The sequence below is a fragment of the Amycolatopsis sp. cg13 genome (assembly GCF_041346965.1).
GTDB lineage: Bacteria > Actinomycetota > Actinomycetes > Mycobacteriales > Pseudonocardiaceae > Amycolatopsis.
Genome location: NZ_CP166848.1, coordinates 4,809,741 through 4,824,054, shown reverse-complemented (window position 1 = coordinate 4,824,054; position 14,314 = coordinate 4,809,741). Strand labels below are relative to the sequence as shown.

The window sequence follows — 14,314 nt, the reverse complement described above, 5'->3', positions numbered from 1 at the left end:
GGGGATCATGGCGTGATGGATTCTGCGTTGGTGGGGACTTTGGTGCTTCCGGATGGGGCTGTCGTGCGGGCTCGGGGGTTGGGGAAGCCGAAGCCGGAGGGGCCGGAGCCGGAGTTCGGGTTGTATTTGGGGTCTCGGCGGATGCAAGGGAAGTACGAGCCGGGTCTGCGGTGGGAGCATCGGTGGATTCGGTGGCCGGACTTTTTGCTGCCGAGGGATCGGGAGGACGCCCGGTTGCAGATTTTGGGGTTGCATGAGCGGGCGGTTGCTGGGGAGGCCGTGGAGGTGGCTTGTCTTGGTGGGGTTGGGCGTAGTGGGACTGTGTTGGCTTGTCTCGTGACCATGGGTGGAGTGGGGCCTGAGGAGGCCGTTGCTTGGGTTCGGGAGAACCATCACGCTCGGGCGGTGGAGACGCCTTGGCAGCGGCGGTGGGTTCGGTGGTTTGCTGAGTCTCGGTAGGGGGCTGCTCGTCGCCTGGCGGCGACGTTGCGCACCTGGGTTGCGTGGGGCACCCCGAAGCTTGAGTGTGCTGACGGTCTGGGGGTGTTTGTCAAGGCGGGAAAGATGCCTTGACAAGCACCCCCAGACCGCAGGGACGCTTTATATCGGGGTGCGGGGGAGGGGCTGGGTGCCTCGATCGTTGGGTGCGTTTGCTGCGGTTCGGGAGTGGGCTTGGGCTCGCGCCCCAATGTGGCGTTGGGTGCGTCAGATGCACCGAACGCCACATTGGGTGCGCGGGACGCAACCAATGCCGCATTGGGGCGCATCCTGGCGGGGGCTGGGTGGGGCGTGAGGGGAACCCTGGGGGAATCAGAGCCCGTGAAGGTGGCCCTCACGGACGTAATCGGGCCCACGAACGCGCAGGGGAAAGAGTGGCGTCGCTGGGCTGGGCGGCTAAGTTGTGCGGCATGGATGTGCACGTCGTCGATCACCCGCTGGCCAAGGCTCGTCTCTCGACCATGCGGGACGCTCGGACGGACAGTGCCGCGTTCCGGGCCGCGTTGCATGAGTTGACTGTCATGCTCGTTTATGAAGCCACGCGGGATGCGCCGGTGCGTACTGAGCGGATTCATACTCCGGTCGCGCGGACTGACGCGTATCGGCTGGCCAGTCCGCCGTTGCTCGTGCCGGTCTTGCGGGCTGGGCTGGGGATGGCTGATCAGGCGCACAAGCTGATCCCCGACGCGCAGATGGGGTTCGTCGGGCTTGCTCGCGACGAGGAGACGCTCAAGCCGACTCCCTACCTCGAGTCGCTGCCCGAGTCGCTCGCGGATCGGCCGGTGTTGGTGCTGGATCCGATGCTCGCGACTGGCGGGTCGATGGAGTACACGATTCGGCTGCTGACCGATCGTGGGGCTACTGACGTCACCGCGATCTGTGCGCTCGCTGCCCCGGAGGGGTTGGCGCATCTGGAGCAGACTGGGCTGCCGGTTCGGGTGGTCACCTCGAGTATTGACGAGCGGCTCAACGACTCCGGGTTCATCGTGCCGGGGCTGGGCGACGCGGGGGATCGCCAGTACGGAGCTAGGTAAGCCAGCCGGAAGCGTTGGCGTGCAAGGCTTTTTCGTACCCGTCGGAAACGCTGAAGCCAGGCGGCAGACGGCCGGACAGTTCCAGGGACACCAGGCCGTGCACGAAGCCCCACAGGCTGACGGTGATCAGTTCTGGCGCGACGTCCTGGAACTGGCCGGACGACACAGCGGCGCGGACGACCCCGGTCAGGGGGGCGAGGGTGGACTGGGCGACCTCGTCGGCTTCGGCGTTCGGTTCGAATCCTGGCACCGAGCGGCTGAACATGATCGCGTACAGGTGCGGGTCGGCCAGTGCGCTTTCGCGGTAGGCGATGCCCAGGCGCACGAGGTCGGGTACGGGCTCGCCAGTGAGGGGGACCGTCGCGAGGCGGGCGCCGAAGCGGCGGAAGCCTTCTGCGTACAGAGCGTTCACCAGGTCCGGTTTGCTGCCGAACAGCGAGTACACCGCCGTGGTCGACGTGCCGGAGTCGGCGGCCAGTTTTCGCAAGGACAGCGCCTTGGGGCCGTCCGCGGAGATCAGTTCGCCTGCCCGGTCCAGGAGCTTCAGCCGGAGGGATTCGTCGTGGGTTCGGGGGCGAGGCATGTACCCAGCGTAACGCAACAACGTTATAAAACGCGACCGTGACCAGCGTTTTAAGATTTGACCTGGAGTGCACTCCAGGTCGTACTGTCGAGCGCATGAGCTACTCGATAGCGGAAGCCGCACGACGTAGCGGCCTGTCGATCGACACCCTCCGGTACTACGAACGCATCAAGCTTCTCGAACCGCCCGCTCGCGATTCGGCGGGGCGGCGCGCCTACTCCGACGAGGACCTGAACTGGCTCGGCTTCCTCACGAAGCTGCGGCTCACCGGGATGCCGATCAAGAGCATGCGCGAGTACGCCTCGCTGCGCCGGCACGGGGTGGCCAGCGCGGGACGGCGCAAGGCGATCCTCGTGGAGCAGCGGCAGTCGGTCGCCGACCGGATCGCCGAGCTGCAGGGTTGTCTCGACATTCTGGACTACAAGATCGCCAACTACGAGCAGATCGAGCGCAAGGCCTTCGGCGTCGCGCCCGAAATGGAGGGAATTTCCGCGTGATCGGTACGAGGAAGCTCGGCGCACTGGAGGTCGGCGCACAGGGGCTCGGCTGCATGGGGATGAGCTCGGCCTACGGCGTGCGCGACAACGACGGCGAGTCCGTCGCCACGGTGCACCGGGCGCTGGAACTGGGGGTGACCCTGCTCGACACGGCCAACGTGTACGGCGCGGGGGAGAACGAGAAGCTCGTCGGCAAGGCCATCGCCGACCGTCGCGACCAGGTGATTCTCGCGACGAAGTTCGGCATCGTGCACACCGACGAGGGCATGACCGCGCGCGGTGACGCCGCGTATGTGAAGCAGTGCTGCGACGAGTCGCTGCAGCGGCTCGGGATCGACCACATCGACCTCTACTACCAGCACCGCGTCGACCCGAACGTCCCGATCGAGGAGACCTGGGGCGCGCTCGCCGAGCTGGTGCAGGCCGGGAAGATCCGCTACGCCGGGATTTCCGAAGCCGGTGCGGAGACGATCCGCCGGGCGCACGCGGTGCATCCGGTGACCGCGCTGCAGAGCGAATGGTCGCTCTGGACGCGCGGGATCGAGGACGAAATTCTCGGTACCTGCCGGGAGCTGGGGATCGGAATCGTGCCGTTCTCGCCGCTGGGCCGCGGGTTCCTGACCGGCGCGGTCACGTCGGTGCAGGAGCTGCCCGAGGGCGACATGCGCCGTGGCCTGCCGCGGTTCGCCGAGGACAACTTCGCGCGCAACATGGCGATCGTCGAGGCGCTGCGGGCGCTGGCCGCGGAGAAGGGCGTCACGGCGGGGCAGTTGGCGCTCGCCTGGGTGCAGGCCAAGGGGGCCGACGTCGTGCCGATCCCGGGTACGAAGCGGCGGAAGTACCTGGAAGAGAACGTCGGCGCGGCCGAACTGGAACTGTCCGAAGAGGACATCGCGGCGATCGAGAAGGCCGCTCCGGCCGAGGCGATCGCGGGGGCGCGGTACCCGGAGGCGCTCGCGCGCGTCACCGGCAAGTAGCAGCCGAAGCCGGTGCCCCGCTTCCGTCGCGGGGCACCGGCGTCCCGAAGACCGGGTACATTCTGAGGGATTTCTGAGATCTTCCGACCACTCTGATCGCCGTCAGATCAAGGCGACACGGGAGGTCGGTGTCATGGCGGACGTGCTGGACTACCTGGTGGTCGGAGCCGGGCCGGCGGGATTGCAGCTCGGGCGGCAGCTGGGCGGGGCCGGGCGCAGCTACCTGGTCCTGGAGCGCGGGTCCGTGCCCGCCGCGTTCTTCACGCGCTTTCCCCGGCACCGCACGCTCATCTCGGTCAACAAGAAATACACCGGATGGACCGACCCCGAGCTGAACCTCCGGGTCGACTGGAACTCGCTGCTCGACGACGGGCCGGATCCGCTGGTCTTCACCGACTACAGCGCCGAGATGTTCCCGCCGGCGGAAGCATTTCTCAGCTACACCGCCGATTACGCGGCGAAACACGACGTCAAGATCCGGTACGACACCGAGGTTACGCGAATTTCGCGCGCGGACGACGTCTTCACGGTCACCGCTGCCGACGGGGAGAAGTTCAGCGCGCGGCGGCTGATCATGGCAACCGGCGTGACCAAACCGTATGTCCCGGATGTGCCGGGCATGGAGCTGGTCGACCAGTACGCCGACTACGACACCGATCCCGAGCAATTCATCAACCAGCGCGTTCTCGTGCTGGGCAAGGGAAACTCCGCATTCGAGACGGCCGACAGCATCAACGCCTTCGCTGCGGTGCTGCATGTCGCCGGTCCGCGACCGGTCAAGCTCGCGTGGCGCACGCACTTCGTCGGACACCTCCGCGCGTTCAACGCGGGCGTGCTCGACATGTATCAACTCAAGCTGCAGCACGCGATTCTCGACGGTGACGTCCGCGAGATCACCAAGGACGACGACGGTTATCACGTCAAGTTCGCTTTCGCCCGTGCCAATGAGCTGGTCAAGGAAATTCGCTACGACCGGGTCATCGCCGCGACCGGATTCCGGTTCGACGCCTCGATGTTCGACGAGGACTGCCGTCCGGAGATGACGATCAACGACCGGTTCCCGGCGCAGACTTCGTCGTGGGAATCGGTGAACGTGCCAGGGCTTTACTTCGCCGGGACGATCACTCAGGCCCGCGATTTCAAGAAGGCCACCAGCGCGTTCATTCACGGCTACCGCTACGGCGTGCGCGCGCTTTCCAAGGTGCTCGACGAGCGCTACCACGACACCGAATGGCCGAGCACGGCGGTGGCCAACAAAACCAGTGAACTGGTCGACGCCGTCATAGGCCGGATCAACCGTACTTCCGCCCTGTACCAACAGTTCGGCTTCCTTGCAGACGTCCTCGTGGTCGACGGCGACCAGGCCCGCTACTACGAGGAAGTCCCGGTCGACCGGTTCAAGGACACCGCGCTGGGGGAGAGCGCCAACGCGTTCGTGATCACTCTCGACTACGGGCCAGACCACGACAAGATCGATCCGTTCGACTTCACTGTCACCCGCGCGAGTCAGGACGTCGCGAACGATTCCGGCGAAGGGCATTACTTGCACCCGATCGTCCGGCATTACCAGGGCGGCGAATTGGTCGCGACCCATCACGTCACCGAGAACCTCGAAAACGAGTGGAATCGCCCGGTGCACGTGGACGCGTTGACGGCCTTCTTCACCAAGCAGCTCTGACATGCGCACGATCGCGGAGCTGGAAGCCATCGCACGCGAACGGATGGAGCCAGCGCACTACGACTATTACGCCGGCGGAGCGGGCGAGGAAGCCACCTTGCGCGCCAACGAAGAAGAATTCCGCCGCCGGGTGCTGGTGCCGCGGGCACTGCTCGGAGTCGGCAAACGCGACCTGACGGTGGAAATCGCCGGATCGCCGATGTCGATGCCGATTCTGGTGTGCCCGACGGCATTCCACCGTCTCGCGCATTCGGACGGGGAACTCGCGACCGCGCAAGCCACTGCGGAAGCGGGCACCGTCTTCGTGTGCAGCATGGCCTCGACGACGGCTGTCGAAGACGTCGCCAAAGTCGCCGACGTGTTCTGGTTCCAGTTGTATGTGCAATCAGACCGCGAGTTCACCGAAGCGGTCATCAGCCGGGCGGAGAACGCGGGCGCGCGGGCATTGGTGGTGACGGTCGATTCCGCGGTGCGCGGACGGCGGGAACGCGAGTACCGCCACGCGTTCCACGATCTTCCTCCGGGGCTGGCCGCCGAGAACATGCGCGACGCCACCGGCCGGGTGCGCGACATCGAAATGCCCGTCGACCTGACCTGGGACGATCTCGCCTGGCTGCGCGAAAGCACGAAAATGCCGATGCTGCTCAAGGGCGTGCTGCACCCGGAGGACGCCCGGCGCGCGGTGGCGGCCGGAATCGACGGACTCGTGGTGTCCAACCACGGCGGACGGCAACTCGACGGCGCAATTTCGAGTCTGGCCGCACTTCCCGAAATCGTGTCCGTTGTGGACGGTCAAATGCCACTGATCCTCGACGGCGGTGTGCGAAGCGGCGCGGACGTCGTCAAGGCGCTCGCTCTCGGCGCGGACGCGGTCGGCGTCGGCAGGCCGGTGCTGTGGGGCCTTGCTGCGGCGGGGCAGGAAGGGGTCGCCGAAGTGCTGGAACGGTTGCGCGAGGAAACGGACACCGCGCTCGGGCTGTGCGGGGCGCGGACGCCCGGCGAGCTGACTCCGGACCTGCTCCGATGAAACGTCTCGTGCTCGCCGGGGCGGCCGGGCTGATCGCGACCAGCCCGAAGTGGCTGCCGGGCCGGGTCGTCGCGATGCGGAACCGGATCTTCGCGCTGGTCAACGGGGACGAGGGCTACCAGGTGCCGGTCGAGGACTTCCGCCGGGTGTACGCCGATCCGGCGGCCGACGGACGCAGCGAGGGCGCCGCGCTGTCCGACCTGTTCTGGTACTGGCTCGCGCCCGGACCGCAGGTGCACCAGGAACATCTGGAGCCGGGCCCGCGCTACGACGAGGTCGCCAAAACCACCCGGAACATCCTGGTCAAGTCCAAGGCCGAATCGCAGGCGATGACCGAACGGGTCGCCGCACGCGTGCTCGACCGGATCGAAACCGGGCCGGGACGGCTGCTCCGGCTGCGCGACGAGATGATGCCGGTCTGGGCCGAGCTGTACTACGAGCTGGTGTTCGGCGAACCGTGCCCGCCGGAGGCGCGGGACCTGATCGTCGGGCACGCCGACGACGTCGTGTCCGCGCTGAAGTGCGTGCGCCCGCGCAACATGCGCCGTCGCGCCCGGCTCACCGCGTACCTGCGCCGCCGGCTCGACGACGTGCCGCATCCGCTGCCGTCGCGGCTCACCCGCGAGGAGCAGGTGTTCTACCTGCAAGGCACGTTCTTCAACACCGCGGTCGTGCAGATGTCCGAGGCGATGGCGCACCTGCTGATGGTGCTCGCCGAACATCCGCAGGTGCAGCGCAGGCTCGCGGAAAACCCGGACGACGACGAGTATTTCGACCGTGTGCTGGACGAATGCCTGCGCACCTATCCGCTCTTCGGCATCGCGCACCGCATCACCACCGGTGACATCGAACTGGCCGACCGGACCATCGACGCGGGCACCGTGCTGTTGTTCAGCTATCCGGAGTTCCACCACGCAGGAGTGGACCGTCCCGACGAGTTCGACCCGGAGCGTTGGGCCGGTTGCCCCGCGCATCAGCAGAGAAATTTCTTGCCGTTCGGCGTCGCGCAAAACCGGCCGTGCCCGGCGCGCGGCCTCGCCCCGGTGACGATGCGGGTGGTCACCAGGGAATTCCTGCGCCGGTTCGCCCTCACGACGAGCGCCGCGCACACCCGCTCGATTCCCAACCGCGGACCGGTTTTCGCCACCCCGCGCGGATCGCGGCGAAATCCCCGTGCCGCGTTGGCCTACCTGGCGGTGCGCGATCGCTGGGAAGACGTGTGGCGCAGCCTCGCGCAGCTGGTCTTCGGCACCTACATGGTGCTCGACGCGCGTCGGCTTCGGTTGTGCACCAAACACTTCCAGGGAGGAACCCGATGAGTGCCGTAGAAGCCGCACCCGCGTTTTTCCTGGCGGCCGTGGTGATCCTGGTGGCCTGCCGGGCGGTGAACGCACTCGCGGTGCGGCTCGGACAACCGCCGGTGGTCGGCGAGATGGTCACCGGTGTGCTGCTGGGCCCGTCGCTGCTCGGGCTCCTGCTGCCGGGCGTCCAGGAATGGCTGTTCCCGGACTCGGTGCGCACGCTGCTCTACCTCGGCGGCCAGATCGGGCTCGTCATCTACATGTTCGGTGCCGGCTACGAGTTTCGGCTGAGCGCCCTGAAGGAAGGGAGGAAAACCGTCGCGGCGGTGTCCGCCGCGGGCACAGTCGTGCCGCTCGCGCTCGGCGTGGGGGTGAGCGTGCTCGGCGCGAACTGGGCCGGAATCCTGAAACCCGGGGTGTCGCCGGTGGTTTCGGCGGCGTTCGTCGCGGTGGCGCTCGCGATCACGGCGTTTCCGATGATGGCCCGGATCATCACCGAACGCGGTTTGGGCAGCACCCGGTTCGGCTCGCTCGCGCTCGCGTGCGGCGCCCTCGACGACGTCCTCGCCTGGATCCTGCTGGCCGTCGTCCTCGGCATGCACGCCGGCACAGCCGGTCCGATCGCGACGGCCATTGGCGGCGGAGTGCTGTTCGTGCTGCTGGTGTGGCTGGTGGTCCGGCGGATCGTGGCGCGGGTGATGGACAACCCGCGCGTGTCGGTGGACCAGCGGATGCTCGTCACCGCCATGTTCCTGTTCGGCGCCGCGTGGTTCACCGACGTCATCGGCCTCTACGCGGTGTTCGGCGCGTTCATGCTCGGGCTGGTGTTCCCGCGCGGCGAGGCGGCCGACGCGGTGCTCGCGCGGATCATGCCGGTCGGCCGGGTCGTGTTCCTGCCGCTGTTCTTCACCTATTCCGGCCTCAACACGCGATTCGCGCTGCTCGCCGACCCGAAGCTGCTGATGTTCGCGCTGGTCTGCATCGCGGTCGCGGTGGTCGGCAAACTCGGCGCCTCGTGGGGCGCGGCGCGGCTGACCGGCGAACCGCAACCGGTAGCGCTGCGGATCGGCGTGCTGGTGAACGCGCGCGGACTGATGCAATTGGTGGCATTGAACGTGGGGCTGTCCGCCGGAATCGTTTCGCCCGCGCTGTTCACCGTCCTGGTGCTCGTCGCGCTCGTCACCACGATCATGACCTCGCCGGTGCTCGGCTGGCTGGACAAACGCGACGCCCGCCGGTACGCCGACGGAGAAATGCCCGAATTTCTCCTCACCGGACGAAGCTGAACGATTGCCTACGAAAGTCGAGGGTCGGATGGCCGGATCACTGCGAGTATGGACCTGTGCACGATGAGGCAGAGACCCCGGCGGCTTCCCGGGTGCTCCTGGTCGAGGACGATCGCGATCTCGCCGGGATGCTCGTCGAATTGCTCGCCGGAGAAGGTTACGAGACCGAAGTGGCCCACGACGGCCAGCGCGGCCTGCACCTCGGGCTCACCGGGCGGCACGCGGTGGTGATTCTCGACCGGCGGCTGCCGGTGGTCGACGGCCTCTCGGTGCTGGCCCAGCTGCGCCGCCGGGCGGTGCCCGCGCGGGTGCTGGTGCTGTCGGCGCTGGGCGAGCTGGCGGACCGGGTGCACGGCCTCGACACCGGGGCCGACGACTACCTGGTGAAACCGTTCGAGACCGACGAGCTCCTCGCCAGGGTGCGCGCGTTGTGCCGCCGCGACGAGGAGCACGCCGAATCGCTCCCGCTCGGCGCGGCGGCGCTGGACCTGCAACGGCACGAGGTCGTGCTGCCGCGCGGCGAGCGGGTGACGCTGTCCGGCCGCGAGTTCGAACTGCTGCGCACGCTTGCCCAGCGGCCCAAGGCAATCCACCCGCGGGCGTCCCTGCGCGCGGGAGTGTTCACCGAGTCCGCCGCTGAGTCCATTGTGGACACCTATGTGTACTACCTGCGGCGGAAGCTGGGGCGGGGCGTGGTGAAGACGGTGCACGGCCTTGGCTACCAGATCGGGGCGGTGTGACCACCGTCGTCGCCCCGGAGGCGCGGGCGCTGCGGCGCGCGCGGCGGACCATCGCGGGCCAGATCGCCGTGGTGATCACGATGGTCGTGCTCGCCGCGGGCGTGATCGCGTACTGGGTGCTCCTGCGCGGGCAGTCCGCGGAGACCGAGCGGCAGCTGGAATTCGCGTTGAGTCACGGGCTTTCCGCGACCCCGCCCGGATGCACCTACCTGGTGACGCCCGAGGGGCACGCGCCCGCCGGGCGGCTCCCGTTCACGATCCCGCCGGTGCCGCTAGTGCCGCACGACGGTGATGTGGTGACGGAAGAACGCGTGCTTGACGGCGCGACGTACACCATCCGTACGGTCAACCGCGGCGGCGAGGTATGGCAGGCGTACTTCAACGAGCACTACCTGATCTCTGACCGCGAACAGCTGCTGCTGGGGCTTGGGGTGGCCGAGCTGGTGGTGCTGATCGCGTCGGTGATCAGCGGGTATCTGCTGGCCGGGCGGGCAATCCGGCCGTTGGGCGAGGCATTGCGCCGGCAACGGACATTCGTCGCCGACGCGTCCCATGAGCTGCGTGCGCCGTTGACCCGGCTGCACACCCGCACGCAGCTCCTGGCCCGGCGCGGCGGTGCCGGACCGGATGAGCTGCAAACCCTGGTCTCGGGCACCCGCGAATTGGGTGCGGTGGTCGACGATCTGCTGTTGTCCGCGCAGGCCTGTGCCAAGCGGCCGCAGCTGGAGCCGGTGCAGCTGGCGGTGCTGGCGGAACAGGCGGTGGCGGCGGAATCGGTCCGGGCGAACGACCGGCAGGTGGACCTCCGGCTGAGTCGTTCGCCGGGGCTGGAGGACGTGGTGCCGGGCGTCCCGACCGCGTTGCGGCGAGTGCTGTCCGCCTTGCTGGACAACGCGATCGGGCACACTCCGCCCGGCGGGTCGATCGAGGTGATTCTCGCCAACCCGGACGCCCGGCACGTCGAACTGCGCGTGTGCGACACCGGAACCGGCTTCCCGCAGCACGAAGCGGAGCGGCTTTTCGAACGTTTCGCGCACGGCGCGCACGGTGAGGGACGACGGTTCGGGTTGGGGTTGGCGTTGGTGCAGGAAGTGGTGACCGGACATGGCGGGACTATTGCCGCGTTCGGAAAGCCTGGAGTCGGCGCGACCTTCACGCTGCGCTTTCAACGGGCTTGAGCTTGCGGGCTTGGAACTTCTTGTACAGGAAGAAATAGAGCTTGATGTACTGGCCGACCAGGACGGCGTTGATGATCGTGCCCTCGCGGATGAAATGCGGTCCGCCGAGGAAGATCAGCCCGATGCCCGCCGAGATCGCCAGCAGTGTGCAGTCGAAGACGGTCTTGATGTTTCCCCATTTGCGGCCGGTCTTCTTCTGCAGGGTGTTGACGAACAGGTCGATCGGCATCAGCACCAGATTGGCGCGGATCATGAGGAAGAGCCCGAACGCCAGCATCGCGTCGGCGAGGAACAGCAACGCGAGATTCGCCGCATAGGGCCCGAGCGAGATCCACTTCGTCGCCATCAGGTTGAAGTCGAGCAGCGCGGCCAGAATCAGCGCCGGAACCAGCGAGAACAGGTTCTTGAGTTTGAACGCCCTTGGCAGCACCAGGAAAGTCAGCCCGAGCATGAGCACTTCGAGCATGAGATTGAACGTGCCCTGGCTGAGCGGCGGGAGCACGAGCGTCATCGTGCGGGTCAGGCTGCTTTGCGGGGAGATGCCGATCCCGGCGCGGATGGCCAGGCCGAGACCGAGCGTCAGCAGGTAGATGCCCGCGATGTAGGTGATCCACCGCCGCACCACGTTTCCGGTGTCGATTACTCCCGCGTCTTTGTCGTAAGGCACGACCGCGACCTCCTCGTTGAGGGTTACTTCATGAATCCGAAACGGTCGAGCGAGATGAACAGGGTCAGGAGTTTGTTGACGACAGGCTCGCCCTCGTTGTGGTTGCCCAGCTTTTCGAGCGCGGCGTCGACCGAGCGGGTCGCGTCGACGAGTTCGGCGAGATTCATGTCGGCCATCACGCCGTAGAATTCCAAGGGCAGACAGGCTTTTGTCTCGCCGTCCTCGGTCACGATGCAGCCGCCGACGAGCGTGTCCAATTGCTTGAGGTTGGCGCACATTTCCGCGCTGTCGCTGCCGACGCTCACGAAGTACGCCGACGGGGCGGGCCAGAACGTCGACACCGCACCGCGGTCGAGCGACACGCCCTTGAACAGTCCGGTGACGATGTGCCGCTCTCCGTCGGTGTAACGCTGTACGACGGAAATCCGGTTGAGCCGCTCGCCTTCGTGCTCGGGCACGACCGCACCGTCGCGGAACGGTACCCAGATCTCTTGGGCGAACTTGAGATGCCCGCGTCCGTAGACGTCGAAAAGCAGCACCTTCGCTTGGTCGCCTTCGGGCGAGATTTCGAGTGGCACCAAGTCGAGTTGCTCGGCGGTCAGGTCGGCGAGACCCGGCTTGGGTTCCTTGGCCAGGCTTGAGTAATCGATGCCGACGCGGTTGAGCAGCTTACGGTCGCGCGCGACCAGTTCGCCGCCCTTGAACACATACCGCGGATTGATCTTGGCGAGACTGTCGGTGAGGACGATGTCGGCGAAGCGGCCCGGGCTGAGCGAACCGAGATCGCGGTCCTTGCGGAACGAGCGGGCGGCGTAGAGCGTGCCCATTTTGATCGCCTTGATCGGCGGCATTCCCATTTCGATCGCCAGCGAGATCACCCAGTCGATGTGGCCTTGCCGCAGGACCCGGTCGACCGAGATGTTGTCCGCGCAAAGCTGGAAGTTCTCCGCGGGCCAGCGCCGTTTCACGATGGCGCGCAACATGGTCCGGATGACCTCGGGACTTCCGACGCCGAACTTGATCTGCGTATTCAGCCCGTAGCGGATGCTCTTTTCGATGTCCTCCTCGTTCCAGACGTCGTGATTGTTGTCGACGCCGATCGCGGGCATGTAGTTCAGCAGCATGTCCGACAGCGCCGTGACGCCCCAATGGCAGTTCACGAACCCGGAATTCGCCCGGCCCAGCGCGGACTTGCGGAAGTCGTCGGCGTCCCCGGTCATGTAGGACAGGTGCGCCAGTTCGCCGAGCCCGATCACCGGATCCATCTTCAGCATGGCCTCGGTGACGTCCGTCGAGGTCTTCTTCCCCGGCGCGAACGCGTAAAGCCGATACGGCAGGTTTTCGTGGTCAGCAAACAATGTTTGGACAGCTTCCACCGCCTCGTCCCCGGCCGCGCTGGCGAAGTCCAGGGTCTCTCCGAAGACCGTGGTCGTTCCACTCGGGACGATCGCCTCGCCGAACGCCGCCGGATGCGCGAGCTGCGACTCGAAATGCAGATGCGCGTCGATCAAACCGGGGATCGCGTAAAGCCCTTCACCGTCGAAGACCTCGCGCACCCGCACGACCGACTCGTCGGGGTTCAGCGCCACGATCCGCTGCCGGTAAACGAGAAGCGAGCCGGGGTAGACACTTTCCGTGTGCACGTCGACAATGTGGAGATTGCGCAGCAGCAGGTCCGCCTCCTGTTCGCCGGAGAGAATTCCGAAGATCGTCCGAACGTGATCTTCTTGCGCGGCAACGTCTTCGGCCGGGATTGGGGGATACGTCGTCGGATCCTGCACAGTGTCCTCGCTTCGCTGTCGTTGGTGCACTGATAGAACCCGGCGCATACCGTTGCTGACAAGCATTCATTTTCGTACGACGTGTACTCTTTTTTCGTACGCTAAGGAGGGCTAGGGAGGTTCACCCGTGCTCCACTCGCGGTTGCTGCAGTACATCGACGAAGTGGCGCGCCTCGGCTCCATCCGCGCGGCCGGCGCCCGGCTGCACGTCGCGCCGTCGGCGATCAACCGGCAGATCCTGCTCCTGGAAGCGGAACTCGGCCAGCCGCTGTTCGACCGTCTGCCGCGCGGGATGCGCCCGACGCCAGCCGGGGAGGCGCTTCTCGCGCACGTCCGGCGCACGCTGCAGCAGTACCGCGAGACCGTCGCCGACATCCGCGACCTGCACGCGCTCGGCAGCGGCGAGGTCGTAATCGCCACGATGACCGGCCTGGCCAGCAGCGTCGTCGCCACCGCCGCGGCGGCGTTCCGGTCTCGCCATCCGCGAGTCCGGATCTCGATTCGCGCGATGACGACGCAGGAGATCCTGCACGCGGTCGAAGCCAGCGAAGCCGATCTCGGACTCGGCTTCAACGTCCCGCCGTCGGCGCACCTCGAGGTCTGCTGGCAGATGAACACGCGGCTCGGCGTGGTCGTCGCCCCGCACCATCCGCTCGCCGGCGCGGACCCGATCCCGCTCGCGCAGTGCCCGCCCTACCCGCTGATCTTCGCCGACCGCTCGATGGTCATCCACGGCATCGTGGCGGAAGCCTTCGCCAAGGCCGGTCTCGACATCGAACCGGCCTTCCACACCAACTCGATCGAGACCATGAAACGCCTCGCGGCCTCCGGCGACGCCATCGCGTTCCTCAGCGAATTCGACATCGCCGAGGAGATCCGCGACGGCCGCCTCGTCTTCCGCCCGGTTCGCGACGCGTTCAGCAACAACGTGGTTTCGTTGGTGCGGCGGGAAAAACACGGCCACGGGCTGGCGAGTTTGTTGCTGGCCGAGGACATTGTGGGCGCGTTGACTCACGCGCAGACTCCGCGGCCGTAGGGCTCAGCACCGTACCTATGCGGGAGTCGTG

15 protein-coding genes are annotated in these 14,314 nt (G+C 66.8%); 12 read left to right on the top strand and 3 right to left on the bottom strand.

The annotated features are described in order from the left end of the window. Positions 1-15: 15 nt before the first annotated feature. Entirely contained in the window at positions 16-459 is a 444-nt protein-coding gene (locus tag AB5I40_RS22115; protein WP_370940409.1) for a protein tyrosine phosphatase, read from the top strand. A gap of 449 nt (positions 460-908) precedes the next feature. Continuing rightward, positions 909-1,532, top strand: a complete 624-nt coding sequence (upp, locus tag AB5I40_RS22110; RefSeq protein ID WP_116205731.1) for a uracil phosphoribosyltransferase — start codon at positions 909-911, stop codon at positions 1,530-1,532. Here the strand turns inward: upp and AB5I40_RS22105 are convergent. Continuing rightward, positions 1,525-2,115 (bottom strand): TetR/AcrR family transcriptional regulator, encoded by a 591-nt coding sequence (locus AB5I40_RS22105; RefSeq protein WP_370940408.1) that lies wholly within the window; start codon positions 2,113-2,115, stop codon positions 1,525-1,527. The two genes, upp and AB5I40_RS22105, sit on opposite strands and share 8 nt — an antisense overlap. Positions 2,116-2,210: 95 nt before the next feature. Between AB5I40_RS22105 and AB5I40_RS22100 the strand changes: the two genes are divergently transcribed. From AB5I40_RS22100 to AB5I40_RS22065, 8 genes are all read left to right on the top strand, one after another. Further along, positions 2,211-2,612, top strand: coding sequence for a MerR family transcriptional regulator (locus tag AB5I40_RS22100; RefSeq protein ID WP_009072633.1), 402 nt, complete (start codon positions 2,211-2,213; stop codon positions 2,610-2,612). Then, positions 2,609-3,589, top strand: coding sequence for an aldo/keto reductase (locus AB5I40_RS22095; RefSeq protein WP_370940407.1), 981 nt, complete (start codon positions 2,609-2,611; stop codon positions 3,587-3,589). Before AB5I40_RS22100 ends, AB5I40_RS22095 begins: the two co-directional genes overlap by 4 nt. A 133-nt stretch (positions 3,590-3,722) precedes the next feature. Next, on the top strand, positions 3,723-5,267 hold the full coding sequence (locus AB5I40_RS22090) for an NAD(P)-binding domain-containing protein (RefSeq protein WP_370940406.1): 1,545 nt from the start codon (positions 3,723-3,725) through the stop codon (positions 5,265-5,267). 1 nt (position 5,268) lies between these two features. After that, a complete protein-coding gene (locus tag AB5I40_RS22085) occupies positions 5,269-6,294 on the top strand; it encodes an alpha-hydroxy acid oxidase (RefSeq protein ID WP_370940405.1) in 1,026 nt (341 codons plus the stop codon). Beyond that, entirely contained in the window at positions 6,291-7,613 is a 1,323-nt protein-coding gene (locus AB5I40_RS22080) for a cytochrome P450 (RefSeq protein ID WP_370940404.1), read from the top strand. The genes AB5I40_RS22085 and AB5I40_RS22080 overlap by 4 nt, the downstream gene beginning before the upstream one ends. Beyond that, positions 7,610-8,881 (top strand): cation:proton antiporter, encoded by a 1,272-nt coding sequence (locus AB5I40_RS22075; protein ID WP_370940403.1) that lies wholly within the window; start codon positions 7,610-7,612, stop codon positions 8,879-8,881. Before AB5I40_RS22080 ends, AB5I40_RS22075 begins: the two co-directional genes overlap by 4 nt. Before the next feature lie 92 nt (positions 8,882-8,973). Further along, positions 8,974-9,621, top strand: coding sequence for a response regulator transcription factor (locus AB5I40_RS22070; RefSeq protein WP_043831817.1), 648 nt, complete (start codon positions 8,974-8,976; stop codon positions 9,619-9,621). After that, positions 9,618-10,799: a sensor histidine kinase gene (locus AB5I40_RS22065; protein ID WP_370940402.1), complete on the top strand. Its 1,182-nt coding sequence runs from the start codon at positions 9,618-9,620 to the stop codon at positions 10,797-10,799. Before AB5I40_RS22070 ends, AB5I40_RS22065 begins: the two co-directional genes overlap by 4 nt. Here the strand turns inward: AB5I40_RS22065 and AB5I40_RS22060 are convergent. After that, entirely contained in the window at positions 10,774-11,466 is a 693-nt protein-coding gene (locus tag AB5I40_RS22060; RefSeq protein WP_370940401.1) for a YitT family protein, read from the bottom strand. The genes AB5I40_RS22065 and AB5I40_RS22060 overlap by 26 nt on opposite strands. Positions 11,467-11,489: 23 nt before the next feature. Continuing rightward, a complete protein-coding gene (locus tag AB5I40_RS22055) occupies positions 11,490-13,109 on the bottom strand; it encodes an adenine deaminase C-terminal domain-containing protein (RefSeq protein WP_370940400.1) in 1,620 nt (539 codons plus the stop codon). Between AB5I40_RS22055 and AB5I40_RS22050 the strand changes: the two genes are divergently transcribed. Both AB5I40_RS22050 and AB5I40_RS22045 read left to right on the top strand, forming a co-directional pair. Then, positions 13,104-13,280: a hypothetical protein gene (locus AB5I40_RS22050; RefSeq protein WP_370940399.1), complete on the top strand. Its 177-nt coding sequence runs from the start codon at positions 13,104-13,106 to the stop codon at positions 13,278-13,280. The two genes, AB5I40_RS22055 and AB5I40_RS22050, sit on opposite strands and share 6 nt — an antisense overlap. 94 nt (positions 13,281-13,374) lie before the next feature. Then, complete coding sequence (locus AB5I40_RS22045) at positions 13,375-14,283, top strand: LysR family transcriptional regulator (RefSeq protein WP_370940398.1); 909 nt, start codon at positions 13,375-13,377, stop codon at positions 14,281-14,283. Positions 14,284-14,314 lie beyond the last annotated feature (31 nt).